Source organism: Pelagibius sp. (genome assembly GCF_028289705.1).
GTDB lineage: Bacteria > Pseudomonadota > Alphaproteobacteria > Kiloniellales > Kiloniellaceae > Pelagibius.
In genome coordinates, this window is record NZ_JANQOI010000010.1 from 24,635 (window position 1) to 44,422 (window position 19,788).

The window sequence follows — 19,788 nt, forward strand, 5'->3', positions numbered from 1 at the left end:
GCTCTTTCTTGCTGGAGGACTCCGCTCTCTGCGCAAAGTATAGAGCAAGCCTTGCCAGCGGCACGCCCCGATTTCGGGGTGCCGCGGTCAGCCGCGTGTCAATCGTTGGTCTCACCCAGGGCCGCGGCCAGACGGTCGCTGAAGGTCTTGACCACCTTGAGGCGCGCGAAGCGCTTGTCGTTGCCCTCCACCAGCGTCCAGGGCGCGGTTGAGGTGCTGGTGTACTGGACCATGTCGTTGACCGCCTGCTCGTAGTCCTCCCACTTGTCGCGGTTGCGCCAGTCCTCGTCTGTCAGTTTCCAGCGCTTGTAGGGAGTCTTCTCACGGAGCTTGAAGCGCGCCAGTTGTTCGTCCTTGGTGATATGGATCCAGTACTTCATCAAGACGGTTCCGTGCTCGATCAGTTGCTGTTCGAAGTCGTCGATCTCGCCAAAAGATCGCCGCCACTCGTCTTCACTGGCAAAGCCCTCGATGCGCTCCACCAGAACCCGTCCGTACCAGGAACGGTCGAAGATCGTGATCTGGCCGGCGGGGGACAGGCGCCGCCAGAACCGCCAGAGGTAGTGTTGTGCCTTCTCCTCGTCCGTCGGCGCGGCGATCCCGTGGACCTGGTAGTTGCGTGCATCGAGGGCCTCGTTCACGCGCCTGATAGCTCCGCCCTTGCCGGCGGCGTCCGGCCCCTCGAACACGAGGATACTGGAGACCTTCTGGGCCTTGGCCCTGATGTGCAGGCGGTGCAACCTTGCCTGCAGTTCCAGGAGCTGGTCCCTGTACGTCGTCTTATCGACGGACTTCGCCATGTCGAGCTCGCTCAGCACGGTGATCGACCGAGCCGCCCGATAGCCGCTATTGCCCACTGCTTTCGTCTTGGCAGCGGCTTTTGACTTGGCGCTCTTGGCCTTCTTCTTCGGCTTCGGCGCCACCGCACCGGCGCCGTTCTGTACCGCGATGTCCTTCAGCTTGCGCTCCAGGGCGTCGCGCAGAAGGGTGGTGACCGTGACGGAGCGGTAGTTGGCATCCGTGCCTTCGACCACGGTCCAGGGGGCGACCCCTCTGTTGGTGCGGGAGATGACCTGCTCGGCCGCGCCGATAAAGCGGTCGTAGTTCTGCCAGTTCTCCCAATCGCGCTCCGTCACCCGGGCTTTGGTCAGCGGGTCGTTTTCGAGGTTCTTGAGCCGCTGCTCCTGGGCTTCACGGCTGAGATGCATCCAGAACTTCAGGACCAGCGCCCCATCGCGCGCCAGCGCCCGCTCGAAGCGGACGATGCGGTTCAACCGTCTGAGAAACGTGGCCTCGCCGCTGGTCTCGTAGACGAAGTCGAGGACGGGCTGCGAGTACCAGGCGCTCAGGAACATTCCGATCTGCCCACGCGGCGGCAGATCGCGCCAGTATTTCCAGTATTCCGGCCGTTCGTTCTCGTCGCGGGTTGCCTCGTCGTAGGCCCGGGTGATCAGCCAGCGGGCGTCCATCCAGGCGTTGAGCAGGCCGACGGTCTCTCCCTTCCCGCCCCCGTCGACGCCGGCAAAGACCAGGACGACTTGAAAGTGTCCGTTGTTATGCAGCTCGTTCTGCAGCTCCAGCAGTTCCTGCCGCAAGGCGGGAACCGCCTTTTTGAAGTCCTTCTTGGAGAGTGTCCTGCCGAGCTCGGCGGTTTCAAACATCGCCAGAATCCACTTAAGTTGGTGGGGCTCCGGACACCAGAGGGAGCCGATCGCCCATTTGTCGGCAACAGCTTAGCACAGAATTTCGGCAGTTCGGCGGCCACTCATTCAGAAGATCGACGGTCGCTGGATGTTAAAGATATCGACCTGTTTGAGCTTGAGGGCCGCCTCGAGGGCGTCCGGGCCCTTCCGTTCGGCGAAACGATACTCGGCCCCCGCAATGGGGACCATCAGAAGCCAGGTAACCGTATTGCGCGGTTGCTTTCGCTCACCGGGGGCCTTGATTGCTTCATCCGATCACTTGATCGCTAGGTCGCGCCTTATGTCGAATTCATTGGAGCCGCCGCCATACCGAATGCCGGAAACAACAAAGTCGGAGCTGATGGAAAGGCCACTCGCCAGATCCAGATAGAGGTGACCCGCCACCTCCACGGTGTTGCCGAACAGTGTCGCCACGTCGTCCACCATGACGACGACAATCCTGCGGCCGTCCAGCATGGTCTCCCCTCGAACTGTGCCGCTTACAAATAGGTCGATTTCCGGTTCTCCGGGCACGGAGAAGGTTCCAATGAAGAGCCTGGGTAGCTTTCTTCCCTGCCGGACGATAAGCCCACCGAAGTGCTCCCGGGCAAGCTGCTTCCCAAGTTCGTGGGTACGATGGCCCACGAGTTCATATGGGACTCCATGCTGCTCTAGTGAGACGAGAGTCGCGCCGGTATGCGCGTTGTATTCAATGTCGAGGGACGTTCCTTTCAGGTTCCGAACATCCACATAGTAGGTGTCCTCGCCCCCTGGCATGTTGTCGAAGTCGACATCCGCCTCCGTGAACGCTACCTGCATGAAGACCGTTCCGCCTTTCCGTGATACAGAAATCCGGGCCTCTGTCGCGGTCGTAATCTGGAGCTGGTCGCCATAGCGCGAGTAAGCGCGTTGCTTCCAGATCTCGCGGCGTATGGCTCCACCCACCGAAGCGCTACCGAGAACGATCTGGCCTTCGATTGGCCGCAAATCAGCAAAAGAGGAGGTCTGTGGTTCGAGGCTTTGTTGACAGGCGGCCAGCCAAATCATGGCGCCCACAACCGGAAGCGATCGGCGCATGCTCCTCCCCTACGCTATCTATGGGGAGCCTAGCAGCACCGGATCGGAGAAACTACTTCCGATTGAATTGCTGCTGGCGCAGTGATCGGCTGCCTGCCGTGCGATCAGTTTGAGGCGCCTCAGGACAGCTCCAGCAGGGCCCTGGCGGTGTCGGCATCGATCACCAAGTCGGTGAAGTAACGGCGCTTCAGCAAGGCGTGGAGCACCGGAACCTTGGTGGCGCCGCCTGAAACCATCACCCGGCGCGGGATCTTGATGAAGTCGCCGGGGGGAAAGCCCAGGACCCGCCGGTTGATGGGGTGATCCAGGATCTCCGCCTCGGCATCGATGTAGTAGCCGAGGAAGTTGCCGATGGCGCCGGCCTCCGAGACCTCCCGGAACTCCGCGTCCGAGACGAAGCCCATGCGCCGGATGGTGCTGGAATCCAGGCCGCCGACGCTGACCAGCGCCAGGTCGGCCGCCTGGGTCTTCAGATAGACCTCCCGCATCATCGGTTGCTGCAGGATCGTGTTGCGGCTGTCCTCGCTGTCGCAGACGATGGGACCGGGCAGGTAGTAGCATTCCGCCTGCAGGCGGGCGGCGAGATCGGTGGTCGCTTCGAAGGCATCCACCGAGGAGCGCCGGGTGAGCGAGCCGAGCATGGAGACCACGGCGGCCTCGCGCAGCGGCTTGTCTTCGGTCGCCTGGACCATCGCCTTCAAGGTGACGCCCCAGGCGATGCCGATGGTCATCCCGTCCTCGTAGAGCGCACTCAGCGGCGCGGCGGCGGCCCGCCCGATGACCTCCGCAAGCTGGGACTCGTCGGCGACATCGCCGATCACCACCTCCACCAAGTCCAGCCCAAAGGTCTCGGCGAGGCGCTGTTCGAGGGCGACGTTCTCCGCCAGCTTGGAGTGGATGGTGACCCGCACCACGCCGCGCCGCCGGGCTTCCGCCAGCAGGCGGTTCACACGCACGCGGTTGATGCCCAGGGTCTCGGCGATCTCCTGCTGGGTCCGGCCCAGCATGTAGTAGTGCCAGCAGATGCGCACCGCGAGCTGCTCCGGCCAGCCTTCGCGATGCCCCTCTTCGCCGAGCCGCGTGATATCGGGATTGGCCCGCACCATAAGGACGTCCTTATCTGCCCGTCCTTTGAGCAATACCATGAACAAATGATATTGCACGGAAAAAAATGTTATGCGACCCTGATCTCAACGACAAAAGCAAGCGGGCGGCGGCGCAATCCTGCCGGACCGAAGTTCGGTGCAGAGGCTTGGCACCGTGATTGGGGAGGGTCCTGGTGAATTCGGGACAAAGGCGCGCGCGAACGGCTGTTTCGCCGGGCGAGCCACAAAGAACCGAGCAAAGACCGGCGAGGTCCGCATGGTGACGCGGGCACTCCGGGCGCCGCGCTTCATGGTGTCCGACCACCCTCTGCCCTGGCTGCTACCGCTGATCGTCATCCTGGTGGTCTTCGCGGTCTACCCCCTCTTCTACAATATCTACCTCTCCTTCCACGAGTTCGCGCCGCGCAAGCGAGAGATCGTTCCCGTCGGCTTCGACAACTGGGCGCAGCTTTTCGCCGATCCACGCATGTGGAGCGCGTTCTACGTCACGCTGTTCTATACGGGCGTCTGCCTGACCATTCAGCTTGTCCTCGGCATGGCCATCGCCCTGCTCATCGATTCCGACGATCCGGGCTTCGGTTTCCTGCGCGGGCTGCTGACCCTCACCCTGGTCATCCCGCCGGCGATCACCGGAATGATGTTCCTGCTGATGCAGGACGCACAGTTCGGCCTCATCACCTGGATGCTGCAGTCCCTGGGCATACTCACCCAGGCCACGCCCATTCTGGCAACGCCGTCACTGGCGCTCTGGGGCGTCATCCTGGCAGACGTCTGGCAGTGGACGCCCTTTATGGTGCTGATCTTCGTCGCCGGTCTGCGCTCCCTGCCCCGCGACCCCTTCGAGTCCGCGATGATCGACGGCGCCAATTCCTGGCAGATCTTTCGCCGCATCACCCTGCCGATGATGGGCAAGGTCATCGCCATCGCCGTGCTGATCCGCGGCATCGATCTGTTCCGCATGTTCGACTACGTCTTCGTCATGACCTCGGGCGGTCCCGGCACTTCGACCTATACCCTCAGTCTCTATGCCTGGCAGCAGACCTTCAGCTTCATCAAGTGGGGCTATGGCGCCACCCTCAGCCTCTTTGCGCTGATCGTCATTTTGGTGGCCGCCAACCTCTTCGTCGCGATCTTCAAGGTGCGGTGGTAGGCCATGGTCCTCAGCCGCACTCAACGACTGCTGCGCGCCTTCGCCGCCTGGGCGGTGGTCATGCTGTTCGTCTTCCCGATCTACTACTGGGTCACGCTGTCCATCAAGCTGGACCGGGAGATCTTCTCCATCCCGCCCAAGGTCTTTTCCTTCGAGACCAGCGCCAAGTCCTACGAGGAGGTCTTCGGGATTTCCCTGGGCTTCGAAGAGGGGTTGGCGGTGCTGCCGGGCGGCGGCGACTTCTACATGACCCCGCGGCTCTGGGACTCCATCGTCATCGCGGTCTGCTCGACGGTTCTGGCCATCGTCATCGCCACCCTGGCGGCCTACGCGCTCTCACGCATGCGCTTTCGCGGCCAGCACCACTTCGTGTTCTGGATCCTTTCGACAAGGATGATGCCGCCGGTAGCCGTGGCCATTCCCATGTTCTTCATCTATCGCGATTTCGGACTGCTGGACACCTACCAGGGGGTGATCCTGATCCATGCCCTGATGAACATGCCGCTGGCGGTGCTCTTGCTGAAGAGCTTCTTCGACGACATTCCCAAGGAGATTGACGAAGCCGCGCTGATCGACGGCGCCTCGCGCTTTCTGATCTTCAGGAAGCTTGTGCTGCCCATGGCGGTCGGCGGGATCGCAGCCACCGCGGTGCTCTGCTTCATCTTCTCCTGGACGGAGTTTCTTTTCGTCCTGACCTTGACCCAGACGGGGCTGAAAACGGTGCCGGTGGTCTCCTCGACCTTCGTCACGTCGACGGGCACCGCCTGGGGCAATATGGCCGCGCTGGGCACGGCAGCGATCCTGCCGGCCTTCGTCTTCATCCTGCTCGTGCAGAAAAACCTCGTGCGCGGGCTCACACTTGGATCGGTGAAACAGTGAGGCGGACCGCGATGTGCCACCGCCGTCCGCGATCTGAAAAGGGGCCCGGCCGGGCCCGACAATGAGGGAGGAAACGCAATGAGAGAGTCTGATCGGAAATTGTACCTTGCCTCGATCACGGACCGTTACGTCCGGGGTGAGGTGTCGCGGCGCCGTTTCCTGCGCGCCGCGGGCAAGCTGGGGCTCGGCGCCGGGGCGCTGGGCCTGTCCACCACCATGCCCTTCGGGTTCCGGCGCGGAAACTTCAACAGCGCCCTGGCTGCCGACATCGTCCCAGACGCCGAGATGATGGCCTGGCTGAAGGACGTGGCGAAGCCCTTTGCCGGGCAGACCATCCGTCTGGCAACGGAATCGACGCCGCCGTCCAACGCCATCAACGAGCACCTGAAGCCGTTCTTCGAAGAGGCCACCGGCATCAATGTCGAGATCGAGGTCTTGCCGCTGGAGCAGGTGCTGCAGAAGCTGACCCTGGACGTCGCCTCGGGCCTCGGCACCTACGACCTCTACTATCTCGACCAGAGTTGGATGGCCAGCTTCTCGGGCGACGTCATCGACCCGCGCGAGAAGTATGCCGCCAACAGCGCCCTGGCGATGCCGAACTACAACTTCGACGACTTCCTGGGCCCGCTGGTCGACGGCATCTCCATGTACGAAGACATCATGGTCGGCGTGCCTTACGACATTCCGATCTTCATCTACATGTACCGCAAGGACATCTACGACGAGTTGGGCCTCAAGGTGGCCACGACCCTGGACGAGTTCCTGGCCAATGCACAGGCGATCCAGAAGGCCAAGGGCCCGGCGATCTACGGCACCACCGGGCAGATGAAGTCCGGCCACTACAGCCTGGAATGCGACTGGACGGCCTGGCTCTGGGGCCACGGCGGCTCCATCTTCGGGCCGGACCGCAAGTTCTCCGGCAACGACGATGCCGGCCTCGCCGCCATGGACTACTGGGTGAAGCTGAAGGAGAACATGCCCCCGGGTGTGACCTCCTGGACTTGGGACGGCCAGGGCCAGTCCGTCGGCCAGGGCATCGCCGGCCAGGTGCTGAGTTGGGGTGAGTTCTTCCCCTCTTGGGACAATCCGGATGCCTCACAGGTCTCCGGCCTCATGGAAGCCGCCATTCCGCCGGCGCCCAAGGCGCTTCGAACCGTGAAGGAAACCGGCTTCGGTGAGATCCCGGGCGTCGGCCACCAGGGCGGGTCTTCGCTGGCCGTTTCCAAGTATTCCAAGAGCGAGGACGCCGCCTGGCTCTTCGCCCAGTGGGCGACCTCGGCGGATACCCAGGTCTTCATCACCACCCTGGGCGGCGGTACCGGGCCGACGCGTACCAGCGTCTACGACGATGCCCGCGTGAAGGCCAACGCCAAGCACGGCATCCCGGGCACCACCCGCCACCTGGACGTGGTGCGCGAGACCATCGACAACTACATGGGCTCCGAGCCGGACCTGCCGGAATGGGCAGAGCTTTCCAACGACACTATCCCTGTTGAACTTGGCCGCTTCTTTGCCGGGGAGTACGACAGCCCGAAGGCAGCGATGGATTCCATTGCCGAGAAGGTCGATAAGATCGTTTCGGGTTGAGGTAGGGTGCGGCGGTGGGCCGCGGGGTTCCGCGGTCCACCCCCTTTTTTTGGCCATTCAGCAGGCGGGTCTAGCAAGGCGTCATGGTATCTGCGCGCGATCTTGTCGTGGGGATCGATTCCTCGACCCAGAGCACCAAGGCAATCGCCTGGACTCGGGAGGGCCGGGCCGAGGCCGAGGGGCGCGCACCGCTCAGCCTGTCGAACCCAAAATTGTTTCATTTCGAACAGGAGCCGGAGGACTGGTGGCGCGCCTGCGTGACCGCCCTCAAGGAATTGTTTTCCCAGGTCGACGCCGGGCGCGTGGCGGCCCTGGCCATTTCCAACCAGCGCGAGACCGTGGCCTTTCTGGATGATACTGGGCGGTCGATCCGCCCGGCCATCGTCTGGCTCGACGAACGCGCGCGCCAGGAAGTCGAGGATCTGAGTGCCGAACTTGGCGCGGAGACGATCCACCGCATCACCGGCCGCTACCCCGATATCACGCCCTGCGTCTACAGCTATCTCTGGATGAAGCGCCACGAGGCGGAGAGCTTCGCGCGGACCGCCTGTTTCGCCGATGTTCAGACCTTTCTGGTGCATCGCCTCTGCGGCCAGCTCAAGACCGGCTGGATCTCCGCCGACCCCATGGGGCTTTTCGACCTGCAACGCAAGCAATGGTCCGAGGAGATCCTGGCGGCGCTTGGGCTCGATGTGGCGCAGATGCCCAGGGTCTACCCGCCGGGAGACTGCCTGGGCGAGGTCAGCGGCGAGGCCGCCGCCGCGACGGGGCTGCGCGCCGGTACCCCGATCTTCGCTGCGGGGGGCGATGGGCAGCTTGCGGGCCTGGGCACCAACTGCACCGCTTCTGACCGGGCCTACATCAACCTCGGGACCGCTGTGGTCTCCGGCGTCTGGTTGCCGGTCTATGCCTACGACCGGGCCTGGCGGACCGAGATCGCCGCCCAGGGTGAGGGCTATATCCTGGAAAACTGCCTGCGCTCCGGCGCCTTTCTGATCAACTGGTTCGTCGACCAGTTCACGCCCGGCGGCCGCGAGGATCCGGCAATCTTCAAATGCCTTGAGGAGGCGGCGAACGCCGTTCCCCGTGGTTCGGAGGGTCTGATGGCTCTGCCCTACTGGTCCGGCGTCATGGACCCCCACTGGGATTCGGCGGCCCGTGGCTGCCTGATCGGCTTCGGCGGCGGTCACGGCCCGGCCCATGTCTACCGCGCCCTGATCGAGGGGATGACCCTGGATCAGGTGATGCGCGGCGAGTTGCTGGAGCGCAACGCCGGTCTGGAGATCAAGGAGTACCTGGCCATCGGCGGCGGGGCGGCGAGCCCACTCTGGCGCCAGATGCTGGCCGACGCCTCCGGCAAGGCGGTGCTGATTTCCGACACCGTTGAGGCCTCGGCCCTGGGCGCCGGGATGATCGCCGCCCATGGCGCCGGCTGGTACGGCTCCATCGTCGAGGCGGCTGAGGCCATGGCCGGCGCCACGACGGCGGTGCAGCCCGATCCGGCGACCTGGGAGGACTATCGCGAATTGCTCGAGATCTACCGCGGGCTCTATGACGCCACCGCCGCGACCAGCCGCAAGCTCGTCGCCTTCGCATCCAAGAGGACTGAGGCATGACGACGAGCTATTCGGCAACAGCGGTATCCTATGGCGGGGTCATCGACCAGTTGGTCGCCGGGGAGTGGATCGACCCGACCACCAAGGCCCCCCTGCGCCTGCCCATCGAGTCCATCGTGATCGAATCCACCCTCGACGGGCATGAGGCCGATCTGATCGGGCGCCTGCATCCCGAACGCTCCCTGCTGGTGGTCTGCGACGAGAACACCCGCGACGTTCTCGGCGCCCGGATCTTCCAGGCCCTGAAGGCGCTGGGCACCGTCGACGAGTTCATCTGGAAGCAGCCGCGCTGCAGCGAGGAGGGCGTGGCCGAGCTGATGGTGGAGACCCGGGGTTATGAGGCGCTGATCGCCGTCGGCTCCGGCACCGTGAGCGACAGCGTGAAGTACGCAACCTTTCAGGACGGGCGCGAGTATTCCGTCTTTCCGACCTCGCCGATGAACGCCTACACGACGCCGACGGCTTCGGTGGCCTCCTCGGGGCTCAAGAAGTCGATCACCTGCCATTCCGCGCGCGGGGTGTTTTTCGACCTGGAAGTGATGGCCGGCTGTCCGCAGCGCCTGGTGCGCGCGGCCTTCGCCGATGTCATCTGCCGCACCACGGCCCAGGTCGACTGGCTGATGTCGCACATGCTGTTCGACACCACCTACAGCCGCTCCCCCTATATCCTGCTGGCCTATGACGAAGACGGCCTGCTGGACCATGCCGCGGATCTGACGTCCGGCAACATCGAGTCGCTGGCGATGTTAACCCGGATCTCCACGATCATGGGCCTGGGGACGATCTTTACCGGCACCACACATTCCGGCAGCATGGCGGAGCATATGATCTCCCATTGTATCGACATGTTTGCCGGTCAGGCCCACCCGGGCACCTCTCATGGGGAACAGGTGGGGGTGACGACGCTTACCCTTTCGGCCCTGCAAAACCAGATCCTCGGGTCCGACAGCCCGCCGGAGATCTGCCCGACGGTCATTCCCCATGAGCGGCTGGCCCAACGCTACGGCCCGGAGGTTGCCGCGATGATGGCGGAACAGGCCGGCAAGAAGGCTATCGACGGCGCCACCGCCGACCGGCTGAATGCGCGTTTCGCCGAGGATTGGGAGGGCTTCGCTGCCCCCCTGCGCGCCGTGATGCTGCCCTTCGAGCGCCTGCAGGCGGCGATGACGGCCGCCGGCTGTCAGCAGACCGCCGCTGACCTGGGCCTCGATCCGGGCTTCTACCGTCAGATCGTCAGCGACGGCCGCTTTACGCGGGACCGCTTCACCGCCCTCGATCTCGCGGACGACAGCGGCCGGCTCGACGCTTTCGTCGCCGGCCACTGCTGAACCGTACCGGGACTTCGAAAGACGGCAGATGGCATCGGTCGAATACGAGAACGTCGGGAAGAGCTTCGGCGCGGTGCGCGTGATGGCCGACATCTCCTTCACCATCAGCGATCAGAAGTTCGTGGTCCTGCTGGGTCCCTCCGGCTGCGGCAAGACCACGCTGCTGCGCATGACCGCCGGCCTGGAGACTATTGTCGAAGGGGAAATCCGTATCGGCGGCGAACGGATGAACGAGGTCCATCCGCGCAACCGCGACATCGCCATGGTGTTTCAGAACTACGCCCTCTATCCGACCCTGAAGGTCTACGACAACATTGCCTTTTCTCTCCAGGTGCGCGGCCACTCGAAAGACGAGATCAAGCAGCAGGTGGCCTGGGCGGCGGAGCTGCTGAACCTCACGCCCTATCTGGGGCGCTACCCTAAGGAACTCTCCGGTGGCCAGCGCCAGCGCGTGGCCATGGGCCGCGCCCTGGTGCGGCATCCCCAGGTTTTCCTCTTCGACGAGCCGCTATCGAACCTGGATGCCAAGCTGCGCGGCCAGATGCGCTATGAGATCCGCCGGCTGCACGACCGCCTGCAGACCACGACGATCTATGTGACCCACGACCAGATCGAGGCCATGACCATGGCCGACGAGATCGTCGTCATGCGCGACGGCAATATCGAACAGCTCGGCACGCCGGAGGAAATCTACGACCGGCCGGCCAACTGCTTCGTGGCCGACTTCATCGGCTCGCCATCGATCAATTTCCTGCATGGTGAGGTCCAGGGCGATGGCGGGGCGCCGGTGTTCCGCGCGGCTGGCATGACCCTGCCCCTGCCCCAGCACAGCGCCGCCGCGCCGGGTCAGGCGGTGATCTGCGGCGTGCGGCCGGTCGATCTCTCGGTGAGTGCCGACGGACCGGTGAAGGCCGAAGTCATTCTGGTGGAGAGTACCGGTGCGGAATCGCACCTGCTGCTCAGCCTCGACGGCCATGAGATCCGCGCCGTCTCCCAAGGGCGGGTCAAAGCCCGGCCCGGCGAGGTCTGCGGCCTCAGCATCGATCCCGCGACCCTGCATTTCTTCGACGCGGCGAGCGAGCGGCGGATCGATTGATGGCCAATCTGCTGATCCTCGGCGCCGGTGTGATGGGCAGCGCCATGACGGTGCCCGCCGCCGACAACGGGCATCGAGTCACCTTGGTCGGAACCCATCTGGATGAAGAGATCATCAAGGCGCTGAAGGTCGACAGCGCTGCCCACCCCAAACTGAAGGCGCCGCTGCCGGCGCAGATCACAGCGATCGGCATCGAAGAGCTTGACCCCGAGGCCCTGCGCGCCGCCGAGGTGGTGCTCCTGGGCGTCTCGAGCCCCGGCGTCGGCTGGGCCATCGAAACGCTGCGCAAACGGATGCTGGAGCCGCGGCCCATCGCCCTGCTCACCAAGGGACTGCAGCCCTGGGATGGCGGCCTGCGCAGCTTTGCGGCAGAGATCGCCGCCGCCCTGGCGGGCCAGGGGCTGAGCGAGCGCATGGTCGCGGGGATCGGCGGACCCTGCATCGCCAAGGAACTGGCCGACCGGCAGCCGACGGCGGTGGTCTATGCCGGCGCAGACCCGGCGCTGCTTGAGACGCTGAAAGGGCTCTTGCAGACACCATATTATCGTGTGTCGCTCAGCGACGACCTGGAGGGCGTGGAGGTCTGTGCCGCCTTGAAGAACCTCCTGGCCATCGCCGTCAGCGCCATGTGGACCCGCCACCCCGAGCACAACCCGCAGCCCCACAAGCCGCGCGCTCTGAACCCGGCCTCGGCGGCTTTCAGCCAGGCGGTGAGGGAGATGGCGGGGCTGACCGGCTGGTTCGGCGGCCGGCCGGAAACCGCCTACGGGCTGGCCGGCCTCGGCGATCTCCACGTCACCGCCGGCGGCGGGCGCAACAGCCGCCTCGGCTTCCTCCTCGGCGAAGGGATGGCCCTCGACGCCGCCCTGACCGGCCCTCTGTCGGGCGAGACGCTGGAGGGCGCCGACACGGCCCTGGCACTGGCCGGACCGCTGGAGAATGCCTTCGCCGCGGGGCGGCTGGCGCCCGGCGACTACCCGATGACCCGGGCCCTGATCGCCGCCATCCGGGACGGTCGCCCGCTGGCCCTCGATTTCGAGTCCATTGCCTTCGTATAGTGAGTCCAGGGAGACGCAGATCCATGAGCGAATCCGACATCCATGCCAAGACCGTTGGCCTCGGCTGCGACCACCTCGGCCTTGGCCTGAAGAACGACCTCAAAGCGCATCTCGAAGGCCGTGGTCTGACGGTCGTCGACATCGGGGTGGAGGATGAGGCCCCGGTCGACTATCCCGACATCGGCGCCGACCTGGCCCGCCGTCTGGCCGCCGGCGAGTTCGAGCGGGGCATTCTGGTCTGCGGCACCGGCGCCGGCATGGCCATCGCCGCCAACAAGGTGCCCGGCGTGCGGGCGGTCTGCGTCATGGATCCCTATACCGCCGAGCGCGCCATCGCCTCCAACAACGCCCAGGTCATCACCTTCGGCGCCCAGATCATCGGCACGTCCGTGGCCCGGATGCTGACCGACATCTATCTGGAGAACGAATTCCAGGGCGGCCGTTCGGCACCGAAGGTCGCCAAGCTCGAGGCGCTCGACCGTTAGGTGCTGCCCAGCCCCTGCTATATCGGGATCGACCTGGGCACAAGCGGCGTCCGCGCCGTCCTAACCGACGCCCAGGACCAGATCGTCGCCCAGGTCCAGCAACCCCTCCCCACCCCGGACCGCGACGGCAACGCGGTGCGCCAGGACGCCCGGCTGTGGTGGGAGGCTATCGAGCATCTCCTGCTCAGCCTGCGCGAGGAGGCGGCCCTGGAGACGGTGGTGGCCCTCTGCGTCGATGGAACCTCCGGCACTATCCTGCTCTGCGACGAGGACGGGGAACCGCTCGCGCCGGCGCGCATGTACAACGACCAGGGTGCCGTGGAAGCCGGCGCGCGGATCGACCGCATTGCACCGGCGGACAGCATGGCGCGGGGCACCGGTGGCGCCCTCGCCCGGCTGCTGGCACTGCTCGACGAGGTGGACCCGTCGAAAGCCGCCTACGCCCTCCACCAGGCGGACTGGATCGCCGCCAAGCTGACCGGGGTGTTGGGTGCCAGCGATTTCAACAATTGTCTCAAACTCGGCTTCGATCTCATTGAAAGAAAATGGCCGTCATGGCTGAAGGATCTTGATTTCGATGCCTCGATCCTGCCGCGGGTCGCGCCGCCGGGTGCGCCTCTCGGCCCGCTTGCGGCCGAGGTCGCGGCCCGCTATGGCCTGCCGGCGGATTGTCTGGTCGTGCACGGCACCACGGACGGCAATGCCGCCTTTCTGGCAGCCGGAAGCTTTATTCCGGGGACCGCCGTCACCTCCCTGGGCAGCACCCTGACCATCAAGCTGGTCTCCAAGGACCCGGTCTTCGCGCCGGCCTACGGGGTCTACAGCCACCGGCTGCTCGGCCATTGGCTTGCCGGAGGCGCCAGCAACAGCGGGGGCGCGGCCATCGCCGCGCACTTCTCGGCCGAGGAGATCGAGCGTTTAACCCCCGCGCTCAAACCCGAGGTGCCGACGGGTCTCGACTATTACCCGCTGCCGGCGCCGGGTGAGCGCTTTCCTGTCGCCGACCCCCAGATGGCGGCGCGCCTGTCCCCGCGGCCGAACGACGCGGCGACCTTTCTGCAAGGCCTACTGGAAGGCATTGCCGGGATCGAGAAGGCGGCTTTCGACCGCCTGGCCGCGTTGGGCGCAACCCCGGTCTCTCACGTGCTCACCGTCGGCGGCGGCGCCAGAAATCCGGCCTGGACCCGTATCCGCGAGCGAACCTTGGGTGTCCCCGTGACGGTGGCGGCCAATACGGAGGCTGCCTACGGCTCGGCGCGGCTCGCCCGCCTGGGTTACGAGGGTAAGGGCGCGGCCTAGGCACAGCGTGCCGCCAAGGCAGGTTTTCCGAATGTTAACCACGTCGCGCTACACGCTTTGCCGGCGCTTCAATGGATAGATTCTGGAATCGCAGTGCTCTAGTCTCCAATCCGTGGAATCCGATGGCCGTGAGGTGGTCGCGTATCCGGACAACCCCCTGGCGTCGCTGGTGTTTCAGCCTGGCCGCCGGGCCTGCGGCTGCGCCTGCTGAGGGTCCGTCTGGTCCCGCCGGTCAGAGGCAAGAAACCCTGTGGTGCGAGCTTTGGTGCAGTCGATCCATTCACACCGTCTTCGAAGAGAGCCGCTGAGACGACGTGAGACAGTGGCGGCCGCTGGAACAGGCAAGCGATGAACAAGCTCTGGCTGGGCTTCGCGGCGGTGATCGTCTACGGGTCGCTTTACCCCTTCAATTTCGAAGCCCAGACCCTGGATCCCCGCACGATCCAGAGGTTCCTGGCGTCGTGCTGTCATGCGGCTCTGCGCGGCGACATCCTGGGCAACGCAGTTCTTTTCATCCCCTTCGGGTTTCTTGGGATCGTCTCGGCCAGGGACGGCGCCTCCCTGCTGGGACGGGCCTGGAACGTCTGTCTCGCCGGCACGATCCTGGCCCTGGCCGTTCAGATCGCCCAGATCTATCTGCCGTCCCGTAACGAGAGTTTGCAGGATGTCGGCTGGAATTTCGTCGGTATCGTTGTTGGACTGCTGCTCGGGGCGGCGACCCACAGACTGATCCTGCAATCTGCCTTTCGGGTGGAGCGCGGCACCCTCATTCCGGCGCTGCTGATCGGCAGCTGGCTGATCTATCGCCTCGTCCCCTTTGTCCCCTCCCTCGACTTCGCGCTGATCAAGGACAGCCTGAAACCCCTGTTTCTGGAACCGCAGATCGACATTGTGAAGACCTTTCACGACACCGTCGCCTGGTTGGTGATCGCCGCCTTGATGCAGCGCATGCGACGGGGCGCGAACTGGGACAACTACCTGCCGGTCCTGATTCTCGTCTCCTTCACGCTTGAGGTCCTGATCGTCGCCAATGTCGTCCATGCGTCGAACGTGGCCGGGGCGGTTCTGGCGTTGGCGCTGTGGTGGGGTCTGCTGCAGACCGCGTCCTGGCAGGCGGCGGGCCTGTCGGCGCTGCTCTGCGTCATGTTGGTGGCCGCGGGGCTGGCGCCCTTCACCATGAACGCCCAGCCGATGACCTTCAATTGGCTGCCGTTTCAAGGCCTGTTGGGCGGTTCGATGTATGTCAACGTCCTGGCGATCTGCGAGAAGGTCTTCCTTTACGGAAGCCTGGTCTATCTCTTGTGGCAGACGCGGATGAATCAGGTCGCCGGCATCTTGATCGGGGTCGCCGTCATCTCCCTCATCGAGTTCGCCCAGACGTATTTCGCCCGCCACACGCCGGAGGTGACCGATCCGCTGCTGCTGGTCCTCGCCGCGTTCACCATGGTGGCGCTCAAACGCCGGGAGGAGCTTTCCGTGGAACCGGTTGCGGAGCCGCCGCCCGAACCGCGCCCGGCCCCGGCTAAACTTGCGCAGCGGCCAGTCGAAGCGGATGCCGAATTGGTCGATGTGAGTGTCAATCTTCGCCGACCCACCGCCCGCTTCCTCGACCGCTTCGCACGGGAAGGGGGAGTCGAGTTCTCGGAAGGCTGCCGGCAGATCATCGACCTGATGCTGAAAGACGAGGACGGCGGCAGCGGCGGCGATGAGGCGCCAGGCTCGCTGACTGCCCTGCGCGACCGCATCCTGCAGCGCTTGGCTGCGGAGCGCGAGCAGGACGGCAACGAAGGCGAGACGCGGTCGGTCTGGACCAGGCGGCCCATCGCCGTCGAGCGTCGGCAGTTCCGGGCGATCACCATCCTGGCCGAGGACAAGGGTCGCAGTACGTCCCGAACCATCCGCCACCTTTTTGCCGGGTTCATTGAGCAATCCCCCTATGGCAGCCAGGACCCCGAGCCCGCCGCCGGGCGCGCCGAGTCCGCGCGCCGGCGGCCGTCGCGGAACGCTGCGACCCGCCACCACATGGCCCGACAGGCTGTGGGCGCCCGTCCGGGTGCGATGCGGTCGGCCGTGCCAATGTTCTTCCTCGTCGTTCTGTCGCTGGGCGCCGTCGCGACAATGGGGCTGCTGATCACGGGCGAAGAGGCGCCCAGCGTGCGCGGGCCGCATATCGTTTCCGCCGTCCCCTGGGCCGGCCGGGACGCCGGTATCATCTTCGACCATCACAGCCACACCAAGTATTCCGACGGGCGATTGACGGTCGCCGAACTGGTCGCACTGGCGCGCGACGGCGGCTGTGATGCGCTGGCGATTACCGACCACTCGGATTCCGGCGGCGACGGGCCGTTGCGGGTCCGCACCGACACCACCGGAACGGTGAGCGAGCGTCAGCTTCGCGATTTCAGAGATATGCGGAAAAAGCACCAGGCCTTTCTGCTGTTCGGCGGGGTGGAGCTCAACATGCCGTCCTATGGTGGGCGGGAGCACGCCAACATCATCGTCACCCCGCAAATGGAGGACGAAATCCTGCCGCGGATGCGCGATGCCGCGGAGTCCGCGATCAAGAAGGCCCGGCGCGAGTCGGGAACGAAGGCCTCCGACGATGGGGTCCTGGAACTCGCCGCCTCTTACCTCCGGCGCGGCCACAACCTCGTCATGATCTACAACCACCCCAGCCGCAAGGACCGGGATTGGGAGGAGAACTACAACGACATCCTGCGCTGGAACGCCGATGCGCCGGTCTTCATCGGCTTTGCCGGCGCGCCCGGGCACCAGAATGCGCGCCGGATCGGAAGCTACGGAAGAAACAATTTGACCATTGACCGCTGGGACCCCGCGGTTGCGGAGGTCGGTGGTACCTGGGATGTGCTGCTTTCCGAAGGCCACCAGCTCTGGGCCGCGATCGCCAGCTCCGACTATCACAATGCGAACCTCGACAAGGCTCCCTGCGCCTTCGCGCGGACCCATATCGCCGCGCCCGAGGTCACCTACGATGCCGTCCTCAGGGCGCTTCGGGCCGGTACCTTCTGGGCCGATCACGGCCAGATCCTGCGCGGGCTGTCGCTGTCTGCCGAGGTGGCCGGCCTGCCCGCCCCCGTCTATGCCAGTTCCATCGTCAATCTCGGCGGTCAGGCCAGCTCGATCCTCGCCCGCGTGTCCCTGCGCCGCGGTCCGGGCAGCAACGGCCAGGCGCTTCAGGCCGAGTTTATCGGCAACTGCAAGACGGGAGAGACCGAGATGCTGGCGGTCGAACAGATCGAACCGGGCGCCGCCGCGGCGATTACGGTTTTCGAGCCGGCAGCCGCCGGTGCCGACGGCAAGAGCTGCTACGTGCGGGCGCGCGTTCGCCTCGATGTCGACGGCGGCCCGGACCTGATGGCCTACACCAATCCCATCCGCTTCGAGCTGCGTTAGAAAGGCTGAGGCGCCCTGAGCCTCAGTGTCGCGAAGGCTGGATCGCTTCCGGGGCTACTCCGCCGCGGCCACCGGTTCCTTCGCCCGCTTCTCGCGCGCGGCAGACTCTTTCTGCGCTTTGGCGACCGCGGCCTGGGCGGCCTCGGTATGGGCGAACATCTCCAGGGACTCGTCTTCGCCGTGGTCGGTCACCGGCGTCAGCGCCAGGTCGGTGTAGGACTTGGTGGCGGGATCGCGCTTGATCCGCTGGCACTTGAACCAAAGCCTGATGGCATACCAGGCGAAGGGGCCATAGGTCGAAACCGCCTCCCAGACCCGCCGGGGGTAGAAGACCAGCGGCGATTCCAGCGGCAGGGTGGAGCGGCGCTGGGTGCGGACCTTGCGGCGGAAGTAGCCGCCCTGCAGCGGATGCACCTTCTCGAAGCGGATGCAGCCGGCGAACTGCAGGGCATGGGCCCAGATGCGCTCCGGCTTGTTGCCGCTGACCACCATCCGCTTCATCAGGGTCTCCAGGTGGTCGTCCGAGTAGTAGAGCTCCCAGGCCTTGTTGTAGATGCCCTGCCACTCGTCCTTGGTCATCAGCGAATGGCCGGTGCAGACGTGCTCCAGATCGTAGATGTTCATGTCGGGGTCCATGGGGACGCCCTTCATGTAGAGGTTCTTGTGGTCCTCCGAGCCCGGCAGCGGGGTCAGGCAGAAGAACTCCAGGATGTCGATGGGCAGCTCGCGCTTGATGACCTCGATATCGTGGGCGATTTTCTCCGGCGTGTCGGCCGGGAAGCCCAGGATGTAGCCGGCATAGGTCAGGATCTGGTGATTCCGCCACTCCTGCAGCATCAGCCGGTATTCGGTGATCCGGTTCTGCCGCTTCTTGGCCGCCATCAGGTTGTCGGGATTGATGTTCTCCAGCCCGATGAACACCCGCGCCACCCCGGCCCTTTTGGCCTTGGGCACGAAGTCCTTGATCTTGTGGCAGAGGGTGTCGACCTGAATGATGATCGAGAACGGCAATCCGGTCTCTTCCTTCAGATCGCCCAGGCGGTCGAAGATCGCCTCCCAGTTCTTGTTGCGGGCGAAGTTGTCGTCGGTGATGAAAAAGCGGTTGATGCCCTGCTCGATATTGGCGCGCACCAGCCGCTCGACGTCGTCGGCCTCGCGGAAGCGGGACTTGCGGCCCTGCACGTTGATGATGGTGCAGAAACTGCACTGGAAGGGACAGCCGCGCCCGGCATCGAAACAGGCGACTGAGCCGCCGTAGCGCCGCACCAGGGACTCCGGCAGGTAGGGGGTCGGCTGGTTGTCGATCCCCGGCAGGTCGTTCATGTAGTTGTAGATCGGCTTCAGCTCTTCATTGAGGGCGTCCAGATAGAAGAGGTGCAGCCGCCCCTCCCCCTCGCCCGCGTAGAGCGAGATGCCGAGGTCCAAAGCCTCCTGCAGGTCCGGTGGCAGTTCCGGCAGCATGGACAGACAGCCGCTGGGATGGAAGCCGCCGATGGCGACCTGAAGCCCCTTGGCCCGGAACTGCTTGGCGAGATCCATGGCGCGCGGGAACTGGTTGGACTGCACGCCCACCAGGCAGACGATACCCTTCACCCCGGGCGTGGTCATCCGGGCGATGATGTCCTTGATCGGGAGGATGGTGTTGGTTTCATCGTAGGCGTTGAGTTCGACCTCGACGTCCGGACCCAGGAGCTTGCGCTCCATCACGTCCAGGGTGATGCCGTAAAGGCTGGACAGCGTGTTGGAGGGCACCCAGGCCTTGGCCCACTGGATCACGTAGCCGTCGTCGTCATAGTGCGACGGCTTGATCAGTTCGATGACGAAACGCTGTTTGCAGCCGTTTGCGCTCATTCAGCCTCTCCAACAACCAAGCAGAGCAGTCAGAATTACCGTATTTTGCCCGCAAAATATAGCGATATGCCGGGGGATCAAGCCCATTGACGGCCGGATCCCGTGCAAAGCCGACAATTCCTGAGGCTCTGTCGGAAAAGCTCAGGTTGTGAAGCCGTAT

At 64.8% G+C, this 19,788-nt stretch carries 15 protein-coding genes; 10 read left to right on the plus strand and 5 right to left on the minus strand.

Translation table 11 applies throughout. The features are described 5' to 3' along the window. Nucleotides 1–98: 98 nt before the first annotated feature. The 4 genes from pap to Q0996_RS00775 all read right to left on the minus strand — a co-directional run bounded on the left by pap (nt 99) and on the right by Q0996_RS00775 (nt 3,865). Nucleotides 99–1,661, minus strand: coding sequence for a polyphosphate:AMP phosphotransferase (gene pap, locus Q0996_RS00765; RefSeq protein ID WP_299614989.1), 1,563 nt, complete (start codon nt 1,659–1,661; stop codon nt 99–101). A gap of 108 nt (nt 1,662–1,769) precedes the next feature. Then, nucleotides 1,770–1,946: a suppressor of fused domain protein gene (locus Q0996_RS25520; RefSeq protein WP_367575657.1), complete on the minus strand. Its 177-nt coding sequence runs from the start codon at nt 1,944–1,946 to the stop codon at nt 1,770–1,772. Between the two features lie 12 nt (nt 1,947–1,958). After that, nucleotides 1,959–2,759, minus strand: a complete 801-nt coding sequence (locus tag Q0996_RS00770; RefSeq protein WP_299614991.1) for a hypothetical protein — start codon at nt 2,757–2,759, stop codon at nt 1,959–1,961. Between the two features lie 119 nt (nt 2,760–2,878). Continuing rightward, nucleotides 2,879–3,865: a sugar-binding transcriptional regulator gene (locus Q0996_RS00775; RefSeq protein WP_299614993.1), complete on the minus strand. Its 987-nt coding sequence runs from the start codon at nt 3,863–3,865 to the stop codon at nt 2,879–2,881. 256 nt (nt 3,866–4,121) lie between these two features. Between Q0996_RS00775 and Q0996_RS00780 the strand changes: the two genes are divergently transcribed. The 10 genes from Q0996_RS00780 (at nt 4,122) to Q0996_RS00825 (ending at nt 17,777) form a co-directional block, all read left to right on the plus strand. Next, a complete protein-coding gene (locus Q0996_RS00780; RefSeq protein WP_299614995.1) occupies nt 4,122–5,015 on the plus strand; it encodes a carbohydrate ABC transporter permease in 894 nt (297 codons plus the stop codon). Nucleotides 5,016–5,018: 3 nt separating this feature from the next. Next, entirely contained in the window at nt 5,019–5,894 is an 876-nt protein-coding gene (locus Q0996_RS00785) for a carbohydrate ABC transporter permease (RefSeq protein ID WP_299614997.1), read from the plus strand. A 99-nt stretch (nt 5,895–5,993) separates the two neighbouring features. Next, nucleotides 5,994–7,481, plus strand: coding sequence for an ABC transporter substrate-binding protein (locus Q0996_RS00790; RefSeq protein WP_299614999.1), 1,488 nt, complete (start codon nt 5,994–5,996; stop codon nt 7,479–7,481). Nucleotides 7,482–7,564: 83 nt separating this feature from the next. Then, on the plus strand, nt 7,565–9,097 hold the full coding sequence (locus Q0996_RS00795; protein ID WP_299615001.1) for an FGGY-family carbohydrate kinase: 1,533 nt from the start codon (nt 7,565–7,567) through the stop codon (nt 9,095–9,097). Next, on the plus strand, nt 9,094–10,425 hold the full coding sequence (locus tag Q0996_RS00800; RefSeq protein ID WP_299615003.1) for an iron-containing alcohol dehydrogenase: 1,332 nt from the start codon (nt 9,094–9,096) through the stop codon (nt 10,423–10,425). Before Q0996_RS00795 ends, Q0996_RS00800 begins: the two co-directional genes overlap by 4 nt. 28 nt (nt 10,426–10,453) lie before the next feature. After that, complete coding sequence (locus Q0996_RS00805; RefSeq protein WP_299615005.1) at nt 10,454–11,521, plus strand: ABC transporter ATP-binding protein; 1,068 nt, start codon at nt 10,454–10,456, stop codon at nt 11,519–11,521. Next, the gene (locus Q0996_RS00810; protein WP_299615008.1) at nt 11,521–12,579 is read left to right on the plus strand and encodes a glycerol-3-phosphate dehydrogenase; all 1,059 of its coding nucleotides are present in this window, start codon (nt 11,521–11,523) and stop codon (nt 12,577–12,579) included. Before Q0996_RS00805 ends, Q0996_RS00810 begins: the two co-directional genes overlap by 1 nt. Nucleotides 12,580–12,602: 23 nt before the next feature. Then, nucleotides 12,603–13,064 carry an RpiB/LacA/LacB family sugar-phosphate isomerase gene (locus tag Q0996_RS00815; protein WP_299615011.1) on the plus strand — a complete coding sequence of 154 codons (462 nt, stop codon included), beginning with the start codon at nt 12,603–12,605 and terminating at the stop codon, nt 13,062–13,064. Next, complete coding sequence (locus Q0996_RS00820; protein ID WP_322096618.1) at nt 13,065–14,363, plus strand: FGGY-family carbohydrate kinase; 1,299 nt, start codon at nt 13,065–13,067, stop codon at nt 14,361–14,363. Nucleotides 14,364–14,711: 348 nt separating this feature from the next. Further along, nucleotides 14,712–17,777 (plus strand): VanZ family protein, encoded by a 3,066-nt coding sequence (locus Q0996_RS00825; protein WP_299615013.1) that lies wholly within the window; start codon nt 14,712–14,714, stop codon nt 17,775–17,777. A 54-nt stretch (nt 17,778–17,831) separates the two neighbouring features. Here Q0996_RS00825 and Q0996_RS00830 read toward each other — a convergent pair whose 3' ends face one another. Next, nucleotides 17,832–19,628 (minus strand): radical SAM protein, encoded by a 1,797-nt coding sequence (locus Q0996_RS00830; protein ID WP_299615015.1) that lies wholly within the window; start codon nt 19,626–19,628, stop codon nt 17,832–17,834. Between the last annotated feature and the right edge of the window lie 160 nt (nt 19,629–19,788).

Bases quoted from the DNA above. Each gene is read 5' to 3' on its own strand.
- Q0996_RS00815 (WP_299615011.1), top strand. From the start codon at position 12,603: ATGAGCGAATCCGACATCCATGCCAAGACCGTTGGCCTCGGCTGCGAC.
- Q0996_RS00785 (WP_299614997.1), top strand. From the start codon at position 5,019: ATGGTCCTCAGCCGCACTCAACGACTGCTGCGCGCCTTCGCCGCCTGG.
- Q0996_RS00780 (WP_299614995.1), top strand. From the start codon at position 4,122: ATGGTGACGCGGGCACTCCGGGCGCCGCGCTTCATGGTGTCCGACCAC.
- Q0996_RS00830 (WP_299615015.1), bottom strand. From the start codon at position 19,628: ATGAGCGCAAACGGCTGCAAACAGCGTTTCGTCATCGAACTGATCAAG.
- Q0996_RS00795 (WP_299615001.1), top strand. From the start codon at position 7,565: ATGGTATCTGCGCGCGATCTTGTCGTGGGGATCGATTCCTCGACCCAG.
- Q0996_RS00810 (WP_299615008.1), top strand. From the start codon at position 11,521: ATGGCCAATCTGCTGATCCTCGGCGCCGGTGTGATGGGCAGCGCCATG.
- Q0996_RS00800 (WP_299615003.1), top strand. From the start codon at position 9,094: ATGACGACGAGCTATTCGGCAACAGCGGTATCCTATGGCGGGGTCATC.
- Q0996_RS00825 (WP_299615013.1), top strand. From the start codon at position 14,712: ATGAACAAGCTCTGGCTGGGCTTCGCGGCGGTGATCGTCTACGGGTCG.
- Q0996_RS00775 (WP_299614993.1), bottom strand. From the start codon at position 3,865: ATGGTGCGGGCCAATCCCGATATCACGCGGCTCGGCGAAGAGGGGCAT.
- pap (WP_299614989.1), bottom strand. From the start codon at position 1,661: ATGTTTGAAACCGCCGAGCTCGGCAGGACACTCTCCAAGAAGGACTTC.
- Q0996_RS00770 (WP_299614991.1), bottom strand. From the start codon at position 2,759: ATGCGCCGATCGCTTCCGGTTGTGGGCGCCATGATTTGGCTGGCCGCC.
- Q0996_RS00805 (WP_299615005.1), top strand. From the start codon at position 10,454: ATGGCATCGGTCGAATACGAGAACGTCGGGAAGAGCTTCGGCGCGGTG.